The organism is Nocardioides sp. NPDC101246, from assembly GCF_044767415.1.
GTDB lineage: Bacteria > Actinomycetota > Actinomycetes > Propionibacteriales > Nocardioidaceae > Nocardioides.
The window spans coordinates 173,051-196,101 of sequence record NZ_JBIWNX010000001.1; the positions used below are offsets into that span (position 1 = coordinate 173,051).

Below are 23,051 nucleotides of genomic sequence, written 5' to 3' on the forward strand. Positions count from 1 at the left end.
TCATTCCTTCCGCGCACGGGCGGCGATGCGTACGTCCAGGTCGGCGAGTTCGTCGAGGATGTCGCCCGCCCCCCAGACCTGGTTGCGGGTGCGGTTGGTGAGCGGCCGGATGACGCCCGCCCCCCGGAGGCGGTCGATGACCCGGTGCGTCGTGGCGACAGAGAGGCCCAGACCATCCTCGACGTCCTCAGTGGTCACAACCGGCTCCGACGCCAGCTTGTCCAGCAGCGCCTCGGCCGCACTCCCCCTGCTCGGCTTCACGCGCTCGCGCCAGTCGTCCGGCAGTTCGGCAAGTCGGGAGGCCGTCACCTTCGACTCCTCGGCTGCGACAGTCGACGCGGTCGCGATGATGCTGATGATCGGCTCGGCGTCGCCCGCGTGGAAGTCGTTCAGCGCCTCGAAGTAAGCACTGCGACGAGCCGCCAGTGCGGAGGCCACCGGGACGGTCACCGAACGAGCAATGCCACGGCGCCGTACGACTGCCGCGGCAAGCGCTCGACCGATGCGCCCGTTGCCGTCGGTGAACGGATGGATCGCCTCCAACTGCGCGTGCGCGACCGCTGCCTGCGGGATCACCGCGATGTCGTCGCGGGTCGCGAAGGCAACCAGGTCGGCCATCAAGCCGGCCACGCGGTCCGGTGGCGGCGGTACATAGATCGCGCCACGAGGCGAGTGGTCACTGCCCCCGATCCAGTTCTGCATGTCACGCCAGCGCCCGGCGTACGGCCCGTCGACGGGGTCGTCACGCATCAATCGTCGGTGCGCGTCCATCAGCGTGTCGAGGTCGAGCGGGCCGGAGACAAGCCGATCCAGCGCCCCGGTCGCACGGACCATGGAGAGCGCCGAAGAGTTCGACTTCGCGCCATGCAGTGCGCGTACGTAGTCGTCGACCGAAGCGATCTCGTGCTCGATCTTCGAGGATGCGATCGACTCGGCACGCAGGAGCATCGTCGCCAGCGGGCGAAGCTGCGGGCCATGAGTGGCGTCCAGAGACGCGATCGCCCGCACGGCCTCATCACACTCGGCGGCCACCCCGGGCGGGACGCTCAGGCTGACCCCGGAGATGAGTGCCGGGATGCTGACCGTCACCTCTGCCAGCCGACGGTCATCGATGGTGCCGCCCTTGACGCTCTGGCGCCACGGAACGAGTGCGCGCTCGGCCGCCGGAATCAGCGCCGCACCGTGATCGGTCATGAGAAGAGCGTACGCGCTATTCTCACATTTTCGCGTAAAGTGAGAATAGCGGCAGGGCTGTTCTCACTTCTCCAGCTCCGCGAGGTCGAAGACCTCGTCGGCGGCGGGCTCCTCGACGTCGAACTCCTTGTCGAAGTCGGAGAAGGTGAGCTCGCCGGAGCTGCCCTGGGTCCACTTCACGATCCGGTGGGGCTCCGAGGCCCGGACGTACGTCCTGCTCTCGGTCTCACCGTTGGTGACGTCGAGGCGGACAGCGGGGCCGTCGGCGGCCATCGCCGGGCCGATCGCCTGGGCCTCGGCCTCGGGCGGGACCATCTGGGCGGTGAGGCTGTCGATGCTGCAGAAGGCGCGGAGGCTGGCCAGCTCGCCCTCGAGCTTCACCCACTTCTCACCGACCCGCTTGGCGATGCGCTGGCCCTCACCCTCGGCCGGCGCGATCGACTTCCAGAACTCCTCGTCGCCCTGGTACCAGGCCGAGCCGTCGATGGAGCGCAGCGAGATCTGGCCGTCGCCGATGCTGACCTTGCCGACGCAGGCGTCGTCGGCGGAGACGTCGAGGTCGACGGTGATCTTGGTGCTCTTCGAGTCGAGCACGTCACCTTCGACATGGACGGTCTTGATGTCGTGCATCGCGGCGCGGGCGTCCTCGGCGATCTGGTTGCCGGGCTCCTTGGCGTAGTCACGCGCCTGGGACAGGGTTCCCTCCTCGTCACCGCAGCCGGCGAGAGCGCTGGTCAGCGCGACGATGAGGACGGCCAGGGGCACGGTTCTGCGCAACACGCGGCCTATCGTGACAGAATTTACGGAGGGGTCAACGCGCGAGGGTCTGTACGTCGGCAACCCACTCGGGCACCAGCTTGCCGGCCGGTCCCTGACGGGCGTCGTCGAAGAGGTGCGAGGTCTCGGACGAGTCCAGGTTGAGCTCGAGCGTCTTGGCCCCGGCACGGGTGGCCATACGTACGAAACCGGCGGCCGGGTAGACCGCGCCGCTGGTGCCGATGGCGACGAAGAGGTCGGCCTGGACGAGCGCTCGCTCGATCAGGTCGAGGTCGTAGGGCATCTCGCCGAACCACACCACGTCGGGCCTCAGCGTGTCGTTGCCGCAGCCCGGGCAGGCGGGACCGTCGGCGAGGTCGTCGTCCCACGCGAACCGGCCCTGACAGGAGTCGCAGAGGGCCGAGAGCAGCTCGCCGTGCATGTGCACCACCCGACGGGAGCCGGCGCGTTCGTGCAGGTCGTCGACGTTCTGGGTGACCACCAGCAGCTCGTCGCCGAGGACCTGCTCGAGTCTGGCCAGCGCGAGATGGGCCGGGTTGGGCACCACCGCACGCAGCTCCCGGCGGCGGTCGTCGTAGAACCGATGGACCGTCGCGGGATCGCGATGGAACGCCTCGGGCGTCGCCACGTTGTCGACGTGGTGACCCTGCCAGAGCCCATCGGCATCGCGGAAGGTCGCGAGACCGCTCTCGGCGGAGATCCCGGCTCCGGTGAGCACGACAACTTTCACAAGCATTCAGGCTAGCGAGGTTGACGAAACATCCGCTGCCCCCGGACGGGCTTTTGGTCACTTGATCGGTGTTCGTGACCGAACCGAGGCCGTCCCGACGCCGCTCGGCGAAGGTATGGACTTTTACTGTAAAGGCCCCTTACTGTAATGCGGGTTCCTACAGTTCCCCACTCGGGAGGTCCCATGCTGACCAGACGATCTGTACTCGCCGCCACCTCTGCCGCCTTCGCCGTGCCGCTCCTCGGCGGAACCTCCTGGCAGGCGCAAGCCATGCGCCCACAGGGCGTGGGCGCGCAGGCCACCATCCAGCTCCGCTTCGTCAACCGGACCGGCGCGTACGACAACGCCTCCATCCACTTCTACGTCGTCGGCACCAACCTGGCCACGGGCGAGCAGTCCCGGGTCACGCCCGAGGGCACGCTCGTGCCCGTCTCGCTCGCCGACAACGGCGCCGACGGCTACGCCGACTACGCGATCCCGTTCTCGAGCAGCGGCGACACGCTCTCCCAGATCCCCGCCGACATGTCGGGCCGGATCTACTTCTCGCTCGGCGACAAGCTGAAGTTCAAGGTCAACGAGGGCAACGCGCTCGCCTACCCGGCGGCATGGGTCGAGTCCGACCCCAGCTACGGGGTGCTGCACGACTGCGTCGAGTTCACCTACAAGAGCGGCCGGATCTACTGCAACACGACCATGGTCGACATGTTCAGCGTCCCGCTCTCGATCGCGCTGACCGGCGAGGAGTCCCCGACCACCGGCACCCTCGTCGAGGGCGGGCGCGCGAGGATCTTCTCCGCCGTCTCGGCCTCGCCCGACTTCGGCTCCCTGGTGGTCGACGACCGCCGCATCATCGCGCCCGGGCACGGCCTGGACGCCGGGAAGTTCTCCTCGACGTTCTTCGGCTCCTACATCGACCAGGTCTGGTCGAAGTACGCCGGCGAGGACATGGTCGTCAGCGCCAACAACACCACCTTCCGGGGTCGGGTCAGCGGCGACCAGTTCGTCTTCGACGGCGGCGTCAAGGCGTTCAGTCGTCCCTCGACCCGCGACGTGCTCTTCTGCGACGGCGCCCTGGCCGCGCCCAACGACGGCATCACCGGTCCGGTCGCCGCCGTGCTCGGCGCGGGCTTCAACCGGACCACGCTGCTCGCCTCCGCGAACCAGCCCACCGGCGACCCCGCCGGCTTCTACCGGGGCGACCCGGTCCATGCGTACTGCAAGGCCATGCACGACAACACGGTCGACGGGAAGGCCTACGGGTTCGCCTTCGACGACGTCGGCGGCTTCGCCTCGTACGTCGAGGACAACGCCTCCGAGATGGCGGTGACGCTGACCCCGTTCTGACGTCTGCCACGGTCCCCATCCCCTCTATCGGGGATGGCCGACTTGGCTCGTCCACCGCGCCACGAGGGCCCGTACGGTCACACCATGTCGTACGTCGTCCTCGTGGCGTGGCTCGTCCAGGCATCCGTCGGAGTCCTGCTGCTGACGGGCTGGTTCCGGCATGGCCGCGTCCGTGCACCGGTGGTGCTCACCCACGTCGGCCTCTCCGTCCTCGGACTCGCCTGCTGGACGACGTACGTCCTGGTCGACCAGGTCCTGTGGGCCTGGGCCGCTCTCCTGCTCATCACCGCCGGCAACGGCTTCGGCGACAACATGCTGCTGTGGCGTACGCGGCGGATGGGCGGCAGCCACCTCTCGACGGTCAACGCCTACAAGGTCGCCCTCCGCTCGATGTTCAAGGGCCGGCTGCCGCTCCGGGTCAGCTTCCACGCGATGTTCGCCGGCGTCGTCTACTTCTCCACACTGGCCATCTGCGTCGTCGCGACCGTCTCCTAGCCCGTTCGGCCGTGCCGGGCACCGTGTGGCCGGGATACTGGGGCCATGGGTGCGGGTGGGGCGGTTCTGATCATCGTCGTCGGGGCTGTCCTGCTGTTCTTCGTGGCGGTCGCGCTGATCCTGCTCGTGGCCGCCGGAGTGGTCCGGTTGTCGGGGAAGAATCCCAAGCCGCTGGCCTGGTCCGGGGTCGCCGTCCTCGCAGTGCCGGTACTGTTCATCGCCACGCTCGTCACGTGGGGCCAGCTCACCCGCGACCCCGACACCATCGAGCTCGACCTGCGCGAGCCGGTCCGGCTCTCCAGCCTGCCCGAGGACAACGAGGACTTCCCCGGGATCCGCGACTACGACAGCGACCGGATCGACCTGGTGCTGCCCGACGGCGAGCGCTTCGAGGCCGAGGTCGACGGTGTCCTGGTCTGGTCCGACGACGGGTACGTCACCCGCGTCACCTTCGACCGGCGCGCCCGCGAGGATGGCGAGACCGAGTCCCTCGCCCGGAAGTGGGAGAGGGAGCTCGGTGGCGCGGGCACCGTGGAGACCGATGCGGACTACTCCGATCACGGGCGGGTCCGGGCAGCGGTGCTCGCCGGCCCGACCCCGTAGGCCACCCGGTCAGCCCGTCCTGTTGGCCACGACGAACGGGCAGGCGAAGGGGTCGCGGTCGCCGAGGCCCACGCGGTTGAGATGGCGGACGACGATGGCGTACGACTCCAGGAGCCCGGCCTCGGTGTAGGGGACGCCCTGCTCGGCGCAGTAGGCGCGGACCAGGGGCTGGGCGCGACGAAGGCTGCCGCTCGGCATGCTCGGGAAGAGGTGGTGCTCGATCTGCAGGTTGAGGCCACCCATGAGCCAGTCGACCCAGCGCCCGCCGCGGATGTTGCGGGAGGTCAGGACCTGGCGGGAGAGGAAGTCGATCCTGGTGTCACGCGGGACCAGCGGCATGCCCTTGTGGTTGGGGGCGAAGCTGGCGCCCATGTAGACGCCGAAGACGGCCAGCTGCACACCCAGGAACGCCGCACCGAGACCGAGGCCCAGGACCGAGCAGACCAGCACCGGCCAGCCGATCAGCCGCAGCGCCAGCAGCGCTGCCTCCGTACGCCGGTGCTTGAGCTCTCGGTCCTTGATCACGGTGAGGACGGCGCCGAGGTGAAGGTTGATGCCTTCGAGGGTCAGCAGCGGGAAGAACAGCCATCCCTGGCGGGCGGTGAGCCACCGCTTGAGACCGGTGCGCCGCTCGACGTCCTCGGGCGTGAACAGCAGCACCGAGGGGCGGATGTCCTCGTCCGCGTCGACCTTGTTCGGGTTGGCGTGGTGGCGCGTGTGCTTGCGCATCCACCAGCCGTAGCTCAGCCCGACGACCAGGTTGCCGAGGATGCGAGAGGCCCATTCGTTCTTCGGGCCCGAGGCGAAGATCTGACGATGGGCGCCGTCGTGGGAGAGGAACGCCGTCTGGGTGAACAGGACCCCGAAGGCCGCCGCGACCAGCAGCTGCCACCAGGTCTGGCCGAGGGCGAGCAGGGCGATCGGCGCGAGCGCGAAGCCGGTGCCGAGGAGGACCGCACGCCGGGCGTACGTCCTCGGCTCACGCTCGAGCAGGCCCTCCTGCCGGACGCGACTCATCAGCTCGGTGTAGGCGTTGACCTGGCGGTGCGACTGGACCGGGAGCGTGGGCATCGTGGTCACCTCCCCAGCCGGCGCAGCCGCGCCATGGCCAGCGGCAGGCAGACCGCGATGATGGCGACCGGCCAGAGGACGGCCATGGTCAGCGCGTGCTCGCCGACCCAGGTGGTGGCGGGAGCGGCCGCGTTGCCGAAGAGCTCGCGCGTGGCGATGACGGTCGAGGAGAGCGGGTTCCACTCGGCGGGGAGCGCGAGCCAGCCGGGCATCAGGTCGGTCGGCACGATCGTGTCGGCGACCATGGCGAGCGGGAAGACGAGGGCGAAGTACTTCATCGCCGCCTCCGGCCCGCTGACCAGCAGGCCGAGCAGGATGCCGACCCAGGAGAAGGCCATCCTGAGGAGGATCAGCAGCCCGAGCGCGGCGATCACCGCACCGAGCCCCAGATGGGCCTGCCAGCCGAACAGCGTCCCGAGCGCCAGCAGGATCGACAGCTCGACCACGGCCAGGATCACGTCGGCCAAGGCCCGCCCGGCCAGCACCGCCACCGGCGACATCGGCAGGGATCGCATCCGGTCCAGCACCCCGCCACGTACGTCCTCGGCGACGGAGATCGTCGTGTTGCCGATGCCGAACGCCATGGTGAGCGCGAAGAGGCCGGGGAGCAGAAACTCGCGGTACTCCGCGCCCGGCACGTCCATCGCGACCCCGAAGGCCTCGCCGAAGACGAAGCCGAACATGGCCACCGCCATCACCGGGATCATCAGCGTGCCGAGGAGCTCGTCAGGGCGGTGTACGAGATGGAGGAGGTGGCGCTTGGCCACCACCCAGGTGTCGACCGTCGCCCACGTGATGCGTGATCCGTGGACGGCTTCGGTCATCGCCCCATCAATGGACACAGTCATCTCAGGCCCCCTCGGTGATCAGCAGGAACGCCTCGTCGAGGTCGCGGCCGCCGACGCTGGACTTGAGCTCGGCCGGCGTCCCCTCGGCGACGACCCGGCCGCGGTCGACCATCGTGATGCGTGAACACAGCCGGTCGGCCTCCTCCAGGTACTGGGTGGTGAGCAGCACGGTCGTGCCGGAGTCGGCCAGCTCGCGGACCGCGTCCCAGACCTCGATCCGGCTGCGCGGGTCGAGGCCGGTGGTGGGCTCGTCGAGGAAGAGCACCCGAGGGCTGCGGATCAGGCTGACGGCCAGATCGAGGCGCCTGCGCATGCCGCCGGAGTAGCCGCGCACCCGGCGGCCGGCGGCCTCGACGAGGTCGAAGCGCTCGAGCAGCTCGTCGGCTCGCGCTCGTGCCTCCCGGGCCCGCATCCGGTACAAGCGGGCGAACATCTCCAGGTTCTGACGGCCGCTCAGGACGCCGTCGACGGCGGCGTACTGGCCGGCGATGCCGATCCGCGCCCGCACGCCGGCCCGGTCGCGGGCGACGTTGCGGCCGGCGACCCAGGCCTGGCCGGAGTCGAAGCTTGCGAGGGTCGCCAGGATGCGTACGGTCGTGGTCTTGCCGGCTCCGTTCGGGCCGAGCAGGCCGTGGACGGTGCCGGCGGGTACGGCGAGGTCGATGCCGTCCAGGGCGGCTCCGCGGCCGGGGTAGCTCTTGCGGAGTCCTTGGGTCCAGATGGCGGGTTCGTCGGTGATCATGCTGCTGCCTCCAGTTCTGTCGGTCGAGCCGACGTCGTGAGGGACGAACGACGGCGTGTCGAGACCAACGCGGTCGTCACCTCGTCGTAGCGGCCCAGTGCGATTCGGGCGATGTTGAGCAGCGACTCGCTGCCCTCGGCGTAGTAGCCGCAGTGGCCGGGAATGTCGCCGGTGCCGAACCGGGTCGCCCCGAGCTCGAGCGGCCCGCGCCCGAGACCGAGACGCCCGACCCGCACCCGCGGGACCAGCCGGATCCGGTCGGTCTCGCCGTACGCGGCCCAGAGCCGGGTGCCGGTGCCCAGCTCGGAGCGCCGCACCGCGCCCATCCCCGCGCTGCCCAGCGCCACGTAGTCCTCGGCGCGAGCGCTCGCGAGGGCGAGGCCGGCGACCGTCGAGCCGTAGCTGTGGCCGATCAGGGTGAGGTGCGCGGCACGCGGCAGGTAGTGGGTCAGGTTCGCCAGGTCCTGCGCCCCGGCGTAGGCGGGGACGTTGGTGATCGCGTTGTACCACTCCGGCGGCGAGTGGTAGCCCAGCCAGACCACGACGGCCGACCGGCTCTCGGGCGCGATCTCCTGCATCGTACGCAGCAGCAGCTGCCCCCGGGAGCGCGGAGAGTGGGCCTCGGTGCTGGTGAAGTAGTTGCCGAGGTGGTGGCCGTTGCCGGGCACGACGACGGCGATGTGGTCGGCGGTCGCGGCGTCCCCGAAGACCTCCACGACCCGCGCCCCTCCGGGCGGGTCGCAGGCGAGGAGTCGGGGTCCGATGGTTCCGTCGGCCTCGTTGAGGCCGTATCTGAGCGGCGTCACTGTCATGGCCGTGACGTTAAGAACCAGAATGACTGCCGCGCGTCACTCCCGGGAGCCATTCGACCCCCTACCGGGGTAGTGCGGGATGCCCCTTATATACGGCGGCACGGCGCCGACTATGTCGCTACCATCCACGCCATGACAGAGGTCGCGGGAACGGTGTCGCGCGGGGGCGAGCGGATGCACGACCCGCGGGTGTGGGGGACCACGATCGGGGCGGTCGGCGCGACGGTGTTCGTCTTCGCCAATCGTGGGCTCATGGACGGGGGCTGGCCGACCGCTGCGCTGGTCGCCTGGGTCCTGGCGCTCGCCGCGTACGTCTGGGCCGTCTTCGTGGTTCCGCGGCGGTTCACGCCGCCTGAGCCGGTGGGACCGCTGGCCGGGCTCGTCTACCTCGCCGGCATCGCCTTCATGCTCGTCGGCATCTTCCTCGGCCGCAAGCTCCTGGTGGCCCAAGGACTCGAGGGGGCGGAGGGGGCGGTGATCGCCTTCTTCGTGGGGGCGCACTTCCTGCCGTACGCCCGAGCCTTCCACGCGCCGCTGTTCATCATGATCGGGGCGACCCTGATGACGATCGGCGCGGTCGGTCTCCTGCTCGCGGCGGTCTGGACGGTGACGGCTGGTGCGGCGGCCGCGGTGGTCGCGGGACTCGCCATGCTGGCCATCATCGCCCTGGACGCGTGGCGCACCCGGCACACTCGCTAGCCCGCCGGCTTCTGGGACGCCGCTAGACGTGCGGAGCGACCAGGCCGCTCTCGTACGCGAACACCACGGCCTGGGCGCGGTCGCGCAGCCCGAGCTTGCCGAGGATGCGGCTGACGTGGGTCTTCACGGTCTGCTCGGCGAGGAAGAGCTCGGCGGCGATCTCGCTGTTGGAGCTGCCGCGGGCGATGTTCTCGAGCACCTCGCGCTCCCGTTCGGTGAGCTGCTTGAGCCGCGGGTCGGCCTTCCTTCGTCGCGGCGCGCGGGCGAACTGCGCGATCACCTGGCGGGTCACCGAGGGTGAGAGCAGGGCCTCGCCGGCATGGACCACGCGGATCGCTGAGGCGAGCTCGTCGGGCGAGGCGTCCTTCAGCAGGAAGCCGCTGGCGCCGAGGCGCAGGGACTCGTGGACGTACTCGTCGGCGTCGAACGTGGTCAGCATGACCACCTTGACCGCCGCCGTGGCGGGGTTCTCGGAGAGCTGGCGGAGCGCCTCGATCCCGTCCATCACCGGCATCCGGACGTCCATCAGCACCACGTCGGGATGCGTACGCCGCACCACCTGCAGCGCTTCGGAGCCGTCGGCGGCGGTGCCGACCACGTCGATGTCGGGTTGGGTGCTGAGCAGCGCCACGAAACCCGAGCGCACCATCTCCTGGTCGTCGACGACCACGATCTTCACCGTCACGGGGTCTTCCTACCGCGTTTGGCGGACGCGCGCACGGCGGTTTGGGCCGGGAGCCGGGCCTCGACGACGAACTGGCCGTCGGCTGCTCCTGCGGTGAGGCTGCCGCCCACCGCGCTCGCGCGCTCGCGCATCCCGATCAGCCCGTGACCACCCCCGGTGGCCTCGGCGACCGGGCCGGCGCCGTCCAGCGGGTTGGTGATGCGTACGTCCAGGTTCTCGCCCACCACGAGATCGACGCTGACCGGTTCGTTCGGCGCGTGACGGCGGGCGTTGCTGAGCGCCTCCTGCACGATCCGGTAGGCCGCGGTGCCCACCTCGGGGGCCACGTCGGCGAGCTCCGGAAGGTCACCGTGCACCTCGACCCGCTGCCCGGTCCCGCGGGCCGACTCGAAGAGCTCACCCAGGCCGTCGATGCCCGGCACCGGGACCCGGCCCGACTGCCCCTCCTCGGTACGCAGCACGTCGAGCACCCCGCGCATCTGCCGCAGCGCCGAGGCCGCCAGGTCGGCGATCTCGGCGAACTCCGCCTCTGCCGCCGGGCTGACGTCGTCGACCCGGTGCGGCGCCGACCTGGCCTGCACGGTGATCAGCGACATGTTGTGGGCGATCACGTCGTGCAGCTCGCGGGCGATGCGCGCCTTCTCCTCGACGACAGAGCGGCGCTCGTGCTCCTCGCGCAGGGCGCTGCGCGACTCCGAGAGCCGCCTGGCGACCGTGGCGAGAGCGCCGAGCAGCAGCGCGAGCGAGGCGAAGTTGGCCACTTCCACGAGCGAGGCGACGATGTCGTTCCAGGCCATCCCGACCACGGCCAGGACCACCCCGGCGGCGACCTGGATGCCCAGGGTGATCGCCGCCAGCCGCCACCCGGCGACCAGGGTCAGCACCACCAGCACCAGCAGCTGGGTCAGCGTCGGCGGCGCCACCATCCACGGCCAGCCTTCCGGGCTCTGCCGCGCGACCGCCAGCGCCGCCACTGTGACCGCGACCAGAGAGAGCCCCGCCGCCTCCACCGGACGCCGGAGCGCCAACGGGATCGAGGCGGCGTGCGTGGCCCCGATCAGCAGCGCGACCCCGCCCGCGACCTCGTAGGGGTCGGTGGTCAGGACCGCTGCCTCCACGATCCCGAGCACGGTCGCGGCGACGTACAGCGCCAGACGTCCGCGGCCGGCCCACGTGGAGAGCATGTTTCAGTAATACCAGGGCGGCTAGCGCCCCACGGCCGCGTTGTCCTCGTCCCGGCTCCGGATCGTGCCCTCGCCGGACTCGATCCGACCCTTCAGACTGACGGTGATGTAGTGAGTCCAGGCGTCGTAACAGACGTCGAAGCACTCGTCCCCGCGCCCGAGGCCCTCGTGGGTGAAGGTCACCCGGGTCAGCCCGCCGTCGCGGGCGATGTCGAAGCGTCCGGTCGTGCCGATCCACTCCTTCTTGTCGGCGATGAAGTCGAGGTAGCCGTCGGTGAACTCCCACACGACGCGCTCCCCCGGGACCAGCTCGGCCACGCGCTGCTTGGAGAAGTGGATGTCCGGCACCAGGTAGAACCACTCGGCACCGACCTGGTCGGTGGGTCCGGCGATGTGGTGCCCCCACCAGGAACGTACGTCGTTGATGGCCTCGTACGCCTCCTCAGGAGTGGCGTCGACGGTGAAGGTCGCGGTCAGGTCGCTCATCGTTGTCCCCTTGGAATCGGTTTTGACTTGCATCATGCAAGCCCCACCGTAGACACCTCCACTTTCATCATGCAAGTGATTTGCTAGAGTCGTCCTCGTGCTCGGAAAGACGTACGACGGCCAGATCTGCTCCATAGCCCGCTCCCTGGAGATCGTCGGCGAGCGATGGACCCTGCTGATCCTGCGGGACGCGATCTTCGCCGGCGTCACGCGCTACGGCGACTTCCAGCACAACCTGGGCATCGCCACGAACATCCTGAAGACGCGCCTGGCCACGCTCGTCGAGGCCGGCCTGATGACGCGCGACGACGCCGGCGACTACCGGCCGACGGCCATGGCCCAGGGGCTACGGCCGGCGCTGATCGCCCTCACGGAGTGGGGCGATACGTGGTTCGCCCCCGACGGGAGACCGATCGAGTATCTGCACGCCGACTGCGGCGAGCCCGTCCGGATCGAAACCCGTTGCGAGCAGCACGGCACCGTCCCCCCGGACGACGTTATGGTTCGGCCCGGCCCCGGCATGCCCGCGGAGTATCTCGCGGCCCGCCGACCGACCCGAGACAGATGAGCGCAACATGCCTGCCCGCCCAGTCCCACCCAGGCCGGGGTGGTCGTCAGGCGGCGAGTTCGTACGGTGGGTCGAGGTCGTTGCTGACATCGACCGTGCCGGTCGGGGCGACGATGTAGTGGTAGCCGTGGGGGCTTCGCCATCGGTAGACGCCCGCGCGGAGGCGATGGTAACGCCAGCCGTGGTGGGTCTTCATTCGGTGGTGTCGTCGACACAGTGGGGTGAGGTTGCGGCTGCTGGTCGGGCCGCCGTCGCCGTAGGCGACGCGGTGGTCGAGGTCGCAGTGCTCGGCGCGGGCTTCGCAGTACGGGAACGAACACTTCTGGTGGAGCAGCTCGGCCTGACGCCGCTGCCGCGCGGTCGGGGCGTAGCCCGCGGCTTCGATGTCCTCGGCGAGGTCGACCACGATGATCGGCTTGATCACGGTGCCGGGGGTGGTGGCCCACTCCTCGAGGCGCTCGATGGTGACCAGGCCACGGGTGTTCTCAAGGCGGGTCAGGCCGGTGCCGACGAGCTCGCGGGTGTCGGTGTGGATGACCAGCTCGACGACCCGAGCCGCACCGGGGACCCCGTCGAGGGAGCCGGAGTTGTAGGCCCTCCCGAGGACTCCCAGTGCGGCCGCGCGTCGTAGGTCCAGGCTCGCGGTCACGTAGTCGTCCTGGTCGAGGAGCCCGTGGGCGATCGCGGCGACAGCCTGCTCCAGATCGAGAGCATCCGCGGCGTCGAGCACACCGTCGAGATACCCCAACGCCAGCACGGCTTGGCCTTGTTCGGCACCGGTGGCAACGACCGGGGTCGTCTCGGTGGTGGTGATCGTGACCGCACGGTGCTCGACCGCATCGTGCTCGGCGACCGCTGCGGCGACATCGGGTTCGAACATGGTGGCGGCCTGGGTGATCATCCGCTCCAGCTGGCGGGTGCCGACCTGTGGGCATGGGCCCCGATCTGCTGGTCGACCCAGGCGGCGGCATCGGCATCCAGGTTCCGGGTCAGGTCCGCGATCCGACGGGCACGCCACGCAAGCAGGGATCCGTCCAGGATCCGCGCCCAGACATGCTTGAGCCGGTAGCGCAGCTCGACGGCGTCGCCGAGGAACCTCTTGCCCGCCAGGGTCGACCGACCCAACACAGCCGCGAACTCCACCGCCGCAGCCTCCGACACCAGCGGCGCCCCCGGGCCGGCCAGGGGCAGCATCCGATCGCCGAACGTGTCACCATCCAGCCGCGCGGACTCCTCCATGGTGTCGACCGAATGCAGTGCCGCGAACCGTGCGGCAGCGATCAGCACGTCCCGGTCAGCCTGCTCCGCGACCGCACGCGACCTACGCACCGCAGCCAGCAGGTCGCTGGTGGTGTCGTCGGGGTCGAGGAGTGCTTCCATGCCCCCAATTTTACCAAGTCCAAGCCTTGAAGAGAACGCTGTTTTCGCAGGTCAGATGGCATATTTACGCCATCTCCAGAGTCGTCTTTGGCGCGTTGCGCCACCCCTTCCGCGACCCCCTGGACCCGCGCTGTCAATGGCCGGCTACCAACCCAAACCCAAGCCGGACAGGGCTGGCCGCGAAAACACACCAACCCAACAAGCAACCCAGTCGACACGGAGCCCGACAGCGACCGTGATGGCCTCGACACGCTCGGCCGCAGCCGGCCCGACGGCCTGCTCGGGACAGATGAGACAACAGAGCCCGCCGCGACTCGCGCGGCAGGCTCTGTTGCATGGGGTCTCAGGCGTCGACGAGCTCTCGGCCGCTGGTCTCGCCGAGGCGTACCAGGGAGAACACGCTCAGCAGACAGAACGCCGCAATGACGGTGGAGAGCATGACGGTGCTGGCGCCGGCCTTCTGCAGCGAGGCGAAGAGGAGCGGCGAGAGGCCCGCGCCCATGCCGGCGAGCTGGTAGCCGAGCGAGGCACCGGTGTAGCGCGAGGAGGTCTCGAAGACCTCGCTCATCAGCGCGGCGAGCGGGCCGTAGAAGGCGGCATGGATGACCGACTGGCCCAGGACCACGGCGAGCACGAGGAGCGCGACCGACCCGCTGTCGAGCATCGGGAAGAGCAGGTAGGCGAAGACCGCGGTCGCGACGGCGGCGGAGAGGACCACCGGCCGGCGGCCGACCCGGTCGGTGAGCGCGGACCAGCCGAGGATGCCGACGACGGCGCCGGCCGAGGAGACCGTGAGCGCGTTGAGGACCGTGGGGCGCTCGAAGCCTGCGCCGAGGGCGTACGAGATCAGGAAGGTGGTCAGGGTGCCCTGCACCACGAAGGCACCGAGGCCGACGCCGACGGCCAGCAGGAGCGTACGCGGGTGGTTGCGGAGGACCTCGAGCAGCGGCGTCTTCGCCTCGGCCTTCTTCTCCTTCATCGCCTCGAAGGCGGGCGACTCGGTCACGCTGAGGCGGATCCACAGGCCGACCGCGAGCAGCACGATGCTGAGCAGGAACGGCACCCGCCAGCCCCACGCGGTGAACTGCTCCGGGGTGGTGACCGAGGCCATCACCGCCATCACCGCGGTCGAGAGCACCATGCCGGCCGGGGCGCCGGCGTTGGTGAACGAGGCCCACAGCCCGCGCCGGGAGGTGGCGTGCTCAGCGGTGATCAGCACCGCGCCGCCCCACTCGCCGCCGATCGCGACGCCCTGGACGACCCTGAGCGCGACGAGCAGCACCGGCGCTGCCGCGCCGATCTGGCCGTACGTCGGCAGGCAGCCGATCAGGAAGCTGACCACACCCATGATCAGCATGGTCAGGACCAGCATCTTCTTCCGGCCGAGCCTGTCACCGAAGTGGCCGAAGACCACACCGCCGAGCGGGCGCGCCAGGTAGCCGGCGGCGAAGGTGCCGAAGGACGCGATCGTGCCGGTCACCGGGTCGAGGTTGGAGAAGAAGACCTCGTTGAAGACCACGGCCGAGGCGGTGGAGTAGAGCAGGAAGTCGTAGTACTCGATCAGGCTGCCCGTGAAGCTGCTGGCGACGATCCGGCGCATCTGCGTGCGTGAACCGGTCGTGCTACCGCCGGAGGTGAGGGTCATGGTGGGGGCTCCATTCAGGATTCCTGTTTATCAGGATTCCTGTCGATTCTAGTGATGCACGTCACCCCGTCAAGGGGTTCGGCGGTGAAAAGAAGGGTCAGATCAGGCCGAGCAGGCGAAGCGCGTTGTCCCGGAACAGCAGCGGCTTGACCTCGTCCTTGATGTCGAGATGTTCGAGGTCGGCGAACCAGCGATCGGGCGTGATCACCGGGAAGTCGGAGCCGAAGAGCACCTTGTGGCGCAGCGGGCCGTTGAGCTGCTTGACCAGCTGCGGCGGGAAGTATTTCGGCGACCATCCCGACAGGTCGATGTGCACGTTGGCCTTGTGGGTGGCGATCGAGATCTGCACGTCGACCCAGGGGACGGCGGGGTGGGCCATCACGATCTGCAGGTCCGGGAAGTCGGCGGCCACGTCGTCGAGGAGCAGCGGGTCGGAGTAGCGCAGCCGGATCCCGCGTCCGCCGGGGAGGCCGGCACCGATCCCGGTCTGGCCGGTGTGGAACAGCGCGACCACGCCGAGCTCCTCCAGGGTCGCCCACAGCGGGCGGTGCTCGGCGTCGGCCGGCGAGAAGGCCTGCAGGCCGGGATGGAACTTGAAGCCGCGTACGCCGTAGTCCTCGACCAGCTTCCTGGCCTGCTTCACGGCGGCCTCGCCCTTGCGGGGGTCGACGGAGCCGAACGGGATCAGCACGTCGGCGTGCTCGGTCGCGCGCTCGGCGATCTCCTCGCTCGACAGCGGCGGATGGTCGAGGCCGGTCGAGGCGTCGACGGTGAAGATCACCGCGGCCATGTCGCGCTCGCGGTAGTAGGCGGCGAGGTCGTCGACGGTCGGGGTGCGCGGGTGGTCGCCGCGGAAGTAGGCCGCCGAGGCGTCCATCAACTCCTGGTCGAGCGAGAAGTGACCGTGGTGGTCGGCCTCGACGTGGGTGTGCATGTCGAGGGCTCGGATCGCGTCGGTGTCGATGCGGGGCTCGTAGGGCATGGTCATGCTCCTTCCGGGGTGCCGTACAGCTCGCGCACCCGGGACTTCAGCAGCTTCCCGGAGGCGTTGTGCGGGATCTCGTCGACGAAGACGACGAGCTTGGGGATCTTGTAGCGGGCCAGCCGTCCGTCGAGGTGTTCGAGCAGGTCATCTTGGGTGAGCGCGGAGTCGGGGTGGCGTACGACGACGGCGCGGCCGACCTCTCCCCAGCGCTCGTCGGGGACGCCGATGACGGCGGCCTCGGCGACGTCTGGATGGGTGTAGAGCGCCTGCTCGACCTCTGCCGGGAAGACGTTCTCGCCGCCGCTGATGAACATGTCCTTGACCCGGTCGACCACGTAGAGGAAGCCGTCGTCGTCGAGCACCGCGACATCGCCCGTACGCAGCCAGGGCCCGTCGAAGGCAGCCTCCGTCGCGGCTCCGTTGTGCCAGTAACCGGGAGTCACGTTCGGGCCGCTGACGTGCACCTCACCGGCCCGGCCGGGGGCCGCGTCCTCGCCGCCGGGGGCGACCACGCGGACGTCGGTGAAGAAGCAGGGGGTGCCGGCCGAGCCGAGCTTGTCGAGGCCGTCGCCGGCGCGCAGCATGGTCGTCCCCGGGGACGCCTCGGTCAGGCCGTAGCCCTGGATGATGTGCAGGCCGCGGCTCTGCCAGGTGTCGAGGAGCGTGCGCGGGATCGGGGCGCCGCCGCTCAGGGCCGAGCGGAGGCTGTCGAGGTCGGCGCTCGCCCAGGTCGGCTCCTGGGCGAGCGCCTGGTACATCGAGGTGACCCCGAAGAGCAGGGTGACCCGCTCCCGCTCGATGGTCGCGATCGCGGCCGCCGGGTCGAAGCGGGCCGCGATGAGCGACATGCCGCCCTTGAGGAAGGTCGGGAGCAGCACCTGGTTGAGCGCGGCGGTGTGGAACAGCGGGGCGGTGACCAGGGCGATCTCGTCGGAGCGGACGTCGACGTCGACGAGCAGGTTGAAGGCGTTCCAGGCGATGTTTCCGTGCGTCAACATCACGCCCTTGGGGCGGCCACTGGTGCCGGAGGTGTACTGGATCATGAAGACGTCGTCCAGCCCGACCTCGACGTCGATCCGCTCCTCGCCGGGCACCGCGAGCCTGTCGAGCCCGTGACCGCCGGCGGCGGTGAACCGGTGGCTCGGCAGCCCGAGGGCCGCGACCGGCTCGGCGGAGACCGCCGCGTCGAAGTCCGCCGCGTGGACCAGCAGCGCCGGCTCGGCGTCGGTGAGGATCCAGGCCAGCTCCGGCGGCGCCAGTCGGGTGTTGAGCGGCAGGAAGACCGCCCCCAGCCGGGCGGTGGCGAAGAGCGTGACCGCGAGCTCGATCGAGTTCAGGCCCAGAAACGCGACCCTGTCCCCCGGGGCCACCCCGCGGGCGCGCAGCCCGTGGGCGACGGCCTCGACGAGGCGGTCGACCTCGGCGTACGTCACCACCGCGTCGTCCTGCACGAACGCTCGCGCACCAGGGGTCATCCGGGCTCGCCGGGCGGGCCACGATCCGATGCCGCTGTCCAACATGTCGATCCTCGTTCGTCTCGCGGGCTCAGCCGAGCCCGAGGTCGGTCTTGATCTCCAGCAGTCGCCGCAGCGCCTGGTCACGTCGCGCGACCAGGTCTTCGGCGGAGGTCCCGTCGAGCTCCTCGTCGACCCCGTCGACCAGCTTCCCGATCAGATCTTCGGTCAGGGCGGGGTGACCCAGGTCGTCCCACCAGTCGACCATCGGCGGGCCGAGGTGCTCCAGCACGTGGCCCAGTCCGCCGGGACCGCCGGAGAGATGCTGGGTCGCGAAGGGTCCGAGCAGGGACCAACGCAACCCCGGACCGTCCGCGATCGCGGTGTCGATGTCGGCGACGGAGACGATGCCCTGATCGACGAGGTGGTAGGCCTCGCGCCACAGCGCCGCCTGGAGCCGGTTGGCCACGTGCCCGGGCACCTCACGACGGATGTGGATGGGACGTTTGCCCAGGTGGCGCAGGGTCTCCAGAGCCGCCTCGACAGCGTCTGCCGACGTCGCCGAGCCGCCCACGACCTCGACCAGCGGCACCAGGTGCGGCGGGTTGAACGGATGCGCCACGAGCACCCGCTCCGGGTGGTGCGTGCAGGCGTCCTGGAACGTGCTCGGCATCAGGCCCGAGGAGCTGCTGGTCAGCAGTACGTCACCCGGGGCCGCCTCGTCGAGCGCGGCGAAGATCTCCCGCTTGACGTCGAGGCGCTCGGGTCCGCTCTCGAGCACCAGGTCGGCGTCGCGTCCGACTTCGGCGAGGCTCTCGGCGAAGCGAAGCGCGCCGGCGGACCGTGTTGGTCTCGACACGCTCGGCCGCAGGCGGCCTCGCGGCTCGACCGACAGGTCGCGCAGGCGCTCCTCGGCGCCCCCGGCGGGGTCCCAGGCGACCACGTCGAGCCCGTGCTCGAGCCCGAGCATCACCCAGCTGACCCCGATCGCACCGGTGCCGACGACACCGAGCGTACGTACGTCCTCGCCGCTCCTCATGCGGTCCTCCTGCTCAGCGCGCCCGAGGCCGCGAGCGCGACGAACGGATCCAGGGACGCCGGGTTCGCGAGCGCGTCCCGGCTGGCGACGTCCTCCATGCGGACCCCTTGCAGGATGCGTTTGGCCGGCAGCTCGAGCTTCTTGCCGGTGAGGTTGCGCGGCACCGCGGGCACCTCGACCACCTGGTCGGGGATGTGCCGCGGGGAGAGCGCCGACCGCAGCGCCCGGACGAGGCGGGCGCGGAGCGGGTCGTCGAGGCGTCTGCCCTCGTCGGTGACCACGAAGAGCAGCAGCTCGCCGTTGCCTCCGTCGGGGTCCTCGAGGTGGACGACCAGCGAGTCGGCGACCCCGTCCACCTCCTCGGCGACGCGGTAGAACTCGGCGGTGCCGAGGCGTACGCCGCCGCGGTTGAGAGTGGCGTCGGAGCGGCCGGCGACGTGGCAGCTGCCGTTGTCGTGGAAGAGGATCCAGTCGCCGTGGCGCCACACGCCGGGATAGTGGTCGAAGTAGGCGCTTCGATAGCGGGACCCGTCGTCGTCGCCCCAGAACCCGACCGGCATCGAGGGCATCGGCGAGGTGATGACCAGCTCGCCGAGCTCACCGGTCACCGGGTGACCCGACTCGTCGAAGGCGTGGGCGTCCACGCCGAGGCAGCGACCCGAGATCTCCCCGGCATAGACCGGGAGCAGCGGGTTGTTCTGCACGATGCCGGAGCAGACGTCGGTGCCGCCGCTGCCGACGTTGATCTGCGCACCCGGGAGCTGGGCCCGGAGCCAGGCGTAGCCCTCCGGCGGGAGCGGCGCCCCGGCCGAGCCGAGGACGCGAACCCGCAGGTCACCGAGGGTGCCGAGGTCGACACCGGCCTTGCGGCAGGCCATCACGAACCCAGGGCTGGCTCCCATGACCGTCGCCCCGGTGGACGCCGCGAGCCGCCACTGCCAGGTCAGGTCGGGGTGCATCGGGTTGCCGTCGACCATGACGATCGAGGAGCGCACGAGGAGCGAGGAGACCAGCGCGTTCCACATCATCCAGGCGGTGGTGGAGAACCAGAGCATCCGGTCCTCGGGCCCCATGTCCCAGGAGAGCGCGTGGTTCTTGAGGTGCTCGAGCAGGATGCCGCCGTGACCGTGGACGATCGCCTTCGGCCGGCCGGTCGTGCCGGAGGAGAAGAGCACCACCAACGGGTGGTCGAAGGGCACCGGCTCGAAGGCGAGCTCGGCCCCGTCCTCGGCACCGAGCAGCGAGGTCCAGGAGCGCGCGCCCTCGACGCGATGCTCGCCGTACTCCACGTCCACGACATGGCGTACCGACGGCAGCTCGGCCCGAATCTCGGCCACCTGGGCACGCCGGTCGACATCCTTGGCGCCGTAGCGGTAGCCGCCGGCGACCAGCAGCACGACCGGCTCGATCTGAGCGAAGCGGTCGATCACGCTGCGCGGGCCGAACTCGCTGGCGCAGCTCGCCCAGATCGCGCCCAGGCTGCCGGTGGCGAGGTAGGCGACCAACGCCTCGGGGATGTTGGGCAGGTAGCCGGCGACGCGGTCGCCGCGACGTACGCCCAGCCTGACCAGCGCCGCCCGCGCCCGGACCACCTGGTCGCGCAGATCGCCGAAGGTCAGCTCGACGTCGTCGCGCGTCTGCGAACGGCCGAGCACGGCGACGCGCTCCAGATCCGCGTCGGTGCCGAGCGCGTGCTCGGCATAGTTGAGGGTGGCACCCGGGAACCAGCGCGCCCCTGGCATCTCGCGGGAGGCGAGGACGGTGTCGTACGGAGCGTGCGCCCGCACGCCGAAGAACTCCCACACCGCCGACCAGAAGCCGTCCAGGTCGGTCACCGACCAGCGCCACAGCTCCTCGTGAGTGGTCATCGACAGGTCGCGCTCGCGGGCGAGCCAGCCCAGGAACTCACCGACCCGGGAGGTGGAGAGCACATCGGCGGGAGGGGTCCAGACCACGTCACCCTGGTTCACTGGTCCGTCACCTTCCTGGCCCGCCCGGCGAGGAAGTCCTGCATCCGGCCCTTGGCGTCGTCGGTGCCCTGCGCGATCGCGGCCATCAGCGACTCCATCAGGAAGCCGTCGCGCGGGTTGGCCTCGGCGATCCGCGGCAGCGCCTGCACGACGGCGAAGTTGGTCTGGGGCGCGTTCTGCGCGATCCGGCCAGCCAGCTCGAGGGCGGTCTTGCGGCCGGTGCCGTCGGCGACGACGTACTGGCTCAGCCCGAGCCCGAGGCCCTCCTCAGCCGCATAGCGACGGCCGGTCAGCATCATGTCGGCCATCCGGGAGACCCCGATGAGCCGCGGGACGCGCACCGAGGCGCCGCCGCCGACGAAGAGCCCGCGCTGCCCCTCGGGCAGGGCGTAGAAGGTGGACTCCTCCGCGACCCGGATGTGCGCGGCCGCGGCGAGCTCCAGCCCGCCTCCGACCACGGCTCCCTTCAGCGCCGCCACGACCGGGACCGGCCCGAACTCGATCTTCTCGAAGACCCGGTGCCACATCCGCGAGTGGGCGACCCCGGCGAGGGTGTCGCGCTCGGTCATCTCGGACAGGTCGAGCCCGGCGCAGAAGTGGTCACCGTCCGCATCGATGACGACGGCGCGTACGTCCGGCTCGAGGCTGTCGAAGAACCGCTCGATCCCGAGCACCGCCTCGTCGCTGAGCGCGTTCCGCTTCGCGGGTCGGGCCAGGGTCAGCACCGCGATGTCGTCGACGCGCTCTGCTCGCAGGGGCATGGTGAACTCCTCCGTGATTGACAGGAATCCTGATAATCGCAGAAGTAGGCGCGGCTCGCAAGCCTGCTTGAATGACCGCATGACCGATGCACCCCTGCTGCTCTACGTCGTCAAGCAGCTCGAGCTCGCGACCCGAGCCCGCCTCGACGCCGTCCTGAAGGAATCAGGGGTCACCGCCCTGCAGTACACCGCGCTCTCGGTGCTCGAGCGCCGCCCGACGATGAGCGCCGCCGACCTGGCCCGCGCCTCGTTCGTACGCGCCCAGTCCGCCGCCGATCTCATCGGCGCCCTCGAGCGTCGCGGACTCATCGAGCGCCGCATCGACCCCGACAACCGGCGCCGGATGCTGATCAGCCTCACCACCGAGGGCCGCGCCTTCCTCGACGCCTACGACCCCCGCGTCGAAGAGCTCGAGGAGCAGATGCTGGCCGAGCTGGGGCCCGAGGACCGAGAGTCGTTCCGTACGTTCCTCGACACCGCTCGCCGGGCGCTTTCCTAGTCAACGATCCCCATCCACAACGCGGGGAAATTAGGCTAGCCTCACCTCATGAGACCCCACCTCGCCGCAGCCACGGCCGCTGCCGCAGCCCTGGCCCTGGCGTTGTCCGCCTGCTCCTCCGACATCGCCGACGACGACGGCGCGAAGCCGGCGTCAGGTGCGTCCTCGGTCCCTGACGGTCCGTGGAGCTTCACCGACGGCTCGGGCGAGGTCGTGAAGACGGACAAGACGCCGACCCGGATCATCGCGCACGCCCCCGCGGCCGCCGCACTGATCTCGTACGGCATCCGCCCGGTCGGCATCTACGGTGACGAGTCGGTCAAGACCGACCCGAACCTGGACGGCGTCGACCTGACCGGCGTCGAGATCCTCGGTGAGGAGTGGGGCTCGATCGACGTCGCCAAGGCGTCCACCTTGAATCCGGACCTGATCGTCGCCGACTGGTGGCCGGCCGAGAAGGCCCACTCGGGCGTGGAGAACGGCACGAAGGCCAAGAGCAAGAAGATCGCCGACCTGGCCCCGTTGGTCGGCCCGTCCCAGGGTGGCTCGATCCTCAACCTGGCCGAGGGCTACGAGGACCTCGCCGAGAGCCTCGGCGCGGATGTGGAGAACTCGCAGGGTGCCAAGGACAAGGAGGCCTTCGAGAAGGCCCGCGACGAGTTCGAGACCGCGATGAAGGACAAGGACCTGACCGCCCTTGCAGTCTCGCCCGCGGACGACCTGCTCTACGCCGCCAACCCGGAGTACGCCCCGGAGCTGCTGGACTTCACCGAGTGGGGTCTGCAGATCGTCACGCCCGATTCCCCGGACCCGGACTTCCCCTACTGGGAGAACCTGAGCTGGGAGAACGCCGACAAGTACCAGCCCGACGTCCTGCTGATCGACAGCCGCACCTTCGTGGACGCCACGAAGACGGCCGAGGGCCAGCCGACCTGGACGTCGATCCGCGCGGCGAAGGAGGGCCAGGTCATCGAGTGGCCCGCCTTCTGGCTGCACACCTACGCCGACTACGCCGACGCCCTGACCAAGCTGACCGCCGACCTGGCCGACGTCGACGACACCATCGGCGACTGACGCGGC

25 protein-coding genes are annotated in these 23,051 nt (G+C 70.1%); 7 read left to right on the forward strand and 18 right to left on the reverse strand.

All coding sequences use genetic code 11. The features are described 5' to 3' along the window. The 3 genes from ACIRON_RS00795 to ACIRON_RS00805 form a co-directional block, all read right to left on the reverse strand. A complete protein-coding gene (locus tag ACIRON_RS00795; protein ID WP_402987649.1) occupies window positions 1-1,194 on the reverse strand; it encodes a Fic family protein in 1,194 nt (397 codons plus the stop codon). Between the two features lie 63 nt (window positions 1,195-1,257). Continuing rightward, window positions 1,258-1,974: a hypothetical protein gene (locus tag ACIRON_RS00800; RefSeq protein WP_402987652.1), complete on the reverse strand. Its 717-nt coding sequence runs from the start codon at window positions 1,972-1,974 to the stop codon at window positions 1,258-1,260. Window positions 1,975-2,005: 31 nt separating this feature from the next. Continuing rightward, window positions 2,006-2,707: an NAD-dependent deacylase gene (locus ACIRON_RS00805; protein ID WP_402987655.1), complete on the reverse strand. Its 702-nt coding sequence runs from the start codon at window positions 2,705-2,707 to the stop codon at window positions 2,006-2,008. Between the two features lie 177 nt (window positions 2,708-2,884). On the opposite strand from ACIRON_RS00805, the gene ACIRON_RS00810 reads away from it, so the two are divergent. The 3 genes from ACIRON_RS00810 (at window position 2,885) to ACIRON_RS00820 (ending at window position 5,143) form a co-directional block, all read left to right on the forward strand. Continuing rightward, window positions 2,885-4,045 (forward strand): beta-1,3-glucanase family protein, encoded by a 1,161-nt coding sequence (locus tag ACIRON_RS00810; RefSeq protein ID WP_402987658.1) that lies wholly within the window; start codon window positions 2,885-2,887, stop codon window positions 4,043-4,045. Window positions 4,046-4,129: 84 nt separating this feature from the next. Further along, on the forward strand, window positions 4,130-4,540 hold the full coding sequence (locus ACIRON_RS00815) for a hypothetical protein (protein WP_402987661.1): 411 nt from the start codon (window positions 4,130-4,132) through the stop codon (window positions 4,538-4,540). 45 nt (window positions 4,541-4,585) lie between these two features. Beyond that, on the forward strand, window positions 4,586-5,143 hold the full coding sequence (locus ACIRON_RS00820; RefSeq protein WP_402987663.1) for a hypothetical protein: 558 nt from the start codon (window positions 4,586-4,588) through the stop codon (window positions 5,141-5,143). 9 nt (window positions 5,144-5,152) lie between these two features. Here the strand turns inward: ACIRON_RS00820 and ACIRON_RS00825 are convergent, their stop codons facing one another. Genes ACIRON_RS00825 through ACIRON_RS00840 form a run of 4 tightly spaced genes read right to left on the reverse strand, consistent with a single transcriptional unit; the run spans window position 5,153 to window position 8,616 of the window. After that, entirely contained in the window at window positions 5,153-6,214 is a 1,062-nt protein-coding gene (locus ACIRON_RS00825) for a fatty acid desaturase family protein (RefSeq protein WP_402987666.1), read from the reverse strand. Between the two features lie 5 nt (window positions 6,215-6,219). Next, on the reverse strand, window positions 6,220-7,038 hold the full coding sequence (locus ACIRON_RS00830) for an ABC transporter permease (protein WP_402987669.1): 819 nt from the start codon (window positions 7,036-7,038) through the stop codon (window positions 6,220-6,222). A 25-nt stretch (window positions 7,039-7,063) separates the two neighbouring features. After that, window positions 7,064-7,804: an ABC transporter ATP-binding protein gene (locus tag ACIRON_RS00835; protein WP_402987671.1), complete on the reverse strand. Its 741-nt coding sequence runs from the start codon at window positions 7,802-7,804 to the stop codon at window positions 7,064-7,066. After that, entirely contained in the window at window positions 7,801-8,616 is an 816-nt protein-coding gene (locus tag ACIRON_RS00840; RefSeq protein ID WP_402987674.1) for an alpha/beta hydrolase, read from the reverse strand. The genes ACIRON_RS00835 and ACIRON_RS00840 overlap by 4 nt, the downstream gene beginning before the upstream one ends. A 132-nt stretch (window positions 8,617-8,748) precedes the next feature. Between ACIRON_RS00840 and ACIRON_RS00845 the strand changes: the two genes are divergently transcribed. After that, window positions 8,749-9,315, forward strand: coding sequence for a hypothetical protein (locus tag ACIRON_RS00845; protein WP_402987676.1), 567 nt, complete (start codon window positions 8,749-8,751; stop codon window positions 9,313-9,315). 22 nt (window positions 9,316-9,337) lie between these two features. Here ACIRON_RS00845 and ACIRON_RS00850 read toward each other — a convergent pair whose 3' ends face one another. The 3 genes from ACIRON_RS00850 to ACIRON_RS00860 are packed head-to-tail and all read right to left on the reverse strand — an operon-like array spanning window position 9,338 to window position 11,670. Further along, window positions 9,338-10,000 (reverse strand): response regulator, encoded by a 663-nt coding sequence (locus ACIRON_RS00850; protein WP_402987679.1) that lies wholly within the window; start codon window positions 9,998-10,000, stop codon window positions 9,338-9,340. Further along, entirely contained in the window at window positions 9,997-11,184 is a 1,188-nt protein-coding gene (locus ACIRON_RS00855; protein ID WP_402987681.1) for a sensor histidine kinase, read from the reverse strand. Before ACIRON_RS00855 ends, ACIRON_RS00850 begins: the two co-directional genes overlap by 4 nt. A 21-nt stretch (window positions 11,185-11,205) precedes the next feature. Beyond that, window positions 11,206-11,670, reverse strand: coding sequence for an SRPBCC domain-containing protein (locus ACIRON_RS00860; RefSeq protein ID WP_402987683.1), 465 nt, complete (start codon window positions 11,668-11,670; stop codon window positions 11,206-11,208). A gap of 97 nt (window positions 11,671-11,767) precedes the next feature. Here ACIRON_RS00860 and ACIRON_RS00865 point away from each other — a divergent pair, with 97 nt between their 5' ends. Continuing rightward, entirely contained in the window at window positions 11,768-12,238 is a 471-nt protein-coding gene (locus ACIRON_RS00865; protein ID WP_402987686.1) for a winged helix-turn-helix transcriptional regulator, read from the forward strand. A 46-nt stretch (window positions 12,239-12,284) separates the two neighbouring features. Here ACIRON_RS00865 and ACIRON_RS00870 read toward each other — a convergent pair whose 3' ends face one another. The 8 genes from ACIRON_RS00870 to ACIRON_RS00905 all read right to left on the reverse strand — a co-directional run bounded on the left by ACIRON_RS00870 (window position 12,285) and on the right by ACIRON_RS00905 (window position 21,472). Beyond that, window positions 12,285-13,139 carry an HNH endonuclease signature motif containing protein gene (locus ACIRON_RS00870; RefSeq protein ID WP_402987689.1) on the reverse strand — a complete coding sequence of 285 codons (855 nt, stop codon included), beginning with the start codon at window positions 13,137-13,139 and terminating at the stop codon, window positions 12,285-12,287. After that, a complete protein-coding gene (locus ACIRON_RS00875; RefSeq protein ID WP_402987692.1) occupies window positions 13,136-13,618 on the reverse strand; it encodes a hypothetical protein in 483 nt (160 codons plus the stop codon). Before ACIRON_RS00875 ends, ACIRON_RS00870 begins: the two co-directional genes overlap by 4 nt. A 343-nt stretch (window positions 13,619-13,961) precedes the next feature. Continuing rightward, window positions 13,962-15,263 carry an MFS transporter gene (locus tag ACIRON_RS00880; RefSeq protein ID WP_402987694.1) on the reverse strand — a complete coding sequence of 434 codons (1,302 nt, stop codon included), beginning with the start codon at window positions 15,261-15,263 and terminating at the stop codon, window positions 13,962-13,964. A 97-nt stretch (window positions 15,264-15,360) separates the two neighbouring features. After that, window positions 15,361-16,245, reverse strand: a complete 885-nt coding sequence (gene couO, locus ACIRON_RS00885; RefSeq protein ID WP_402987697.1) for a 4-hydroxyphenyl-beta-ketoacyl-CoA hydrolase — start codon at window positions 16,243-16,245, stop codon at window positions 15,361-15,363. Between the two features lie 2 nt (window positions 16,246-16,247). After that, window positions 16,248-17,768 carry a long-chain fatty acid--CoA ligase gene (locus ACIRON_RS00890; protein WP_402987700.1) on the reverse strand — a complete coding sequence of 507 codons (1,521 nt, stop codon included), beginning with the start codon at window positions 17,766-17,768 and terminating at the stop codon, window positions 16,248-16,250. Between the two features lie 25 nt (window positions 17,769-17,793). After that, on the reverse strand, window positions 17,794-18,741 hold the full coding sequence (locus tag ACIRON_RS00895) for a 3-hydroxyacyl-CoA dehydrogenase NAD-binding domain-containing protein (protein ID WP_402987703.1): 948 nt from the start codon (window positions 18,739-18,741) through the stop codon (window positions 17,794-17,796). Continuing rightward, window positions 18,738-20,711 carry an acetoacetate--CoA ligase gene (locus tag ACIRON_RS00900; RefSeq protein WP_402987706.1) on the reverse strand — a complete coding sequence of 658 codons (1,974 nt, stop codon included), beginning with the start codon at window positions 20,709-20,711 and terminating at the stop codon, window positions 18,738-18,740. Before ACIRON_RS00900 ends, ACIRON_RS00895 begins: the two co-directional genes overlap by 4 nt. Then, window positions 20,708-21,472: a crotonase/enoyl-CoA hydratase family protein gene (locus ACIRON_RS00905; RefSeq protein WP_402987709.1), complete on the reverse strand. Its 765-nt coding sequence runs from the start codon at window positions 21,470-21,472 to the stop codon at window positions 20,708-20,710. The genes ACIRON_RS00900 and ACIRON_RS00905 overlap by 4 nt, the downstream gene beginning before the upstream one ends. A 79-nt stretch (window positions 21,473-21,551) precedes the next feature. Between ACIRON_RS00905 and ACIRON_RS00910 the strand changes: the two genes are divergently transcribed. Continuing rightward, complete coding sequence (locus ACIRON_RS00910) at window positions 21,552-21,971, forward strand: MarR family transcriptional regulator (protein ID WP_160026473.1); 420 nt, start codon at window positions 21,552-21,554, stop codon at window positions 21,969-21,971. A gap of 48 nt (window positions 21,972-22,019) precedes the next feature. Further along, window positions 22,020-23,045, forward strand: coding sequence for an ABC transporter substrate-binding protein (locus tag ACIRON_RS00915; RefSeq protein WP_402987713.1), 1,026 nt, complete (start codon window positions 22,020-22,022; stop codon window positions 23,043-23,045). The last annotated feature ends 6 nt before the right edge of the window (window positions 23,046-23,051 follow it).

Bases quoted from the DNA above. Each gene is read 5' to 3' on its own strand.
- ACIRON_RS00795 (WP_402987649.1), bottom strand. From the start codon at position 1,194: ATGACCGATCACGGTGCGGCGCTGATTCCGGCGGCCGAGCGCGCACTC.
- ACIRON_RS00805 (WP_402987655.1), bottom strand. From the start codon at position 2,707: ATGCTTGTGAAAGTTGTCGTGCTCACCGGAGCCGGGATCTCCGCCGAG.
- ACIRON_RS00810 (WP_402987658.1), top strand. From the start codon at position 2,885: ATGCTGACCAGACGATCTGTACTCGCCGCCACCTCTGCCGCCTTCGCC.
- ACIRON_RS00815 (WP_402987661.1), top strand. From the start codon at position 4,130: ATGTCGTACGTCGTCCTCGTGGCGTGGCTCGTCCAGGCATCCGTCGGA.
- ACIRON_RS00820 (WP_402987663.1), top strand. From the start codon at position 4,586: ATGGGTGCGGGTGGGGCGGTTCTGATCATCGTCGTCGGGGCTGTCCTG.
- ACIRON_RS00825 (WP_402987666.1), bottom strand. From the start codon at position 6,214: ATGCCCACGCTCCCGGTCCAGTCGCACCGCCAGGTCAACGCCTACACC.
- ACIRON_RS00830 (WP_402987669.1), bottom strand. From the start codon at position 7,038: ATGACCGAAGCCGTCCACGGATCACGCATCACGTGGGCGACGGTCGAC.
- ACIRON_RS00835 (WP_402987671.1), bottom strand. From the start codon at position 7,804: ATGATCACCGACGAACCCGCCATCTGGACCCAAGGACTCCGCAAGAGC.
- ACIRON_RS00840 (WP_402987674.1), bottom strand. From the start codon at position 8,616: ATGACAGTGACGCCGCTCAGATACGGCCTCAACGAGGCCGACGGAACC.
- ACIRON_RS00845 (WP_402987676.1), top strand. From the start codon at position 8,749: ATGACAGAGGTCGCGGGAACGGTGTCGCGCGGGGGCGAGCGGATGCAC.
- ACIRON_RS00855 (WP_402987681.1), bottom strand. From the start codon at position 11,184: ATGCTCTCCACGTGGGCCGGCCGCGGACGTCTGGCGCTGTACGTCGCC.
- ACIRON_RS00860 (WP_402987683.1), bottom strand. From the start codon at position 11,670: ATGAGCGACCTGACCGCGACCTTCACCGTCGACGCCACTCCTGAGGAG.
- ACIRON_RS00870 (WP_402987689.1), bottom strand. From the start codon at position 13,139: ATGATCACCCAGGCCGCCACCATGTTCGAACCCGATGTCGCCGCAGCG.
- ACIRON_RS00875 (WP_402987692.1), bottom strand. From the start codon at position 13,618: ATGGAAGCACTCCTCGACCCCGACGACACCACCAGCGACCTGCTGGCT.
- ACIRON_RS00880 (WP_402987694.1), bottom strand. From the start codon at position 15,263: ATGACCCTCACCTCCGGCGGTAGCACGACCGGTTCACGCACGCAGATG.
- couO (WP_402987697.1), bottom strand. From the start codon at position 16,245: ATGCCCTACGAGCCCCGCATCGACACCGACGCGATCCGAGCCCTCGAC.
- ACIRON_RS00890 (WP_402987700.1), bottom strand. From the start codon at position 17,768: ATGTTGGACAGCGGCATCGGATCGTGGCCCGCCCGGCGAGCCCGGATG.
- ACIRON_RS00895 (WP_402987703.1), bottom strand. From the start codon at position 18,741: ATGAGGAGCGGCGAGGACGTACGTACGCTCGGTGTCGTCGGCACCGGT.
- ACIRON_RS00905 (WP_402987709.1), bottom strand. From the start codon at position 21,472: ATGCCCCTGCGAGCAGAGCGCGTCGACGACATCGCGGTGCTGACCCTG.
- ACIRON_RS00910 (WP_160026473.1), top strand. From the start codon at position 21,552: ATGACCGATGCACCCCTGCTGCTCTACGTCGTCAAGCAGCTCGAGCTC.
- ACIRON_RS00915 (WP_402987713.1), top strand. From the start codon at position 22,020: ATGAGACCCCACCTCGCCGCAGCCACGGCCGCTGCCGCAGCCCTGGCC.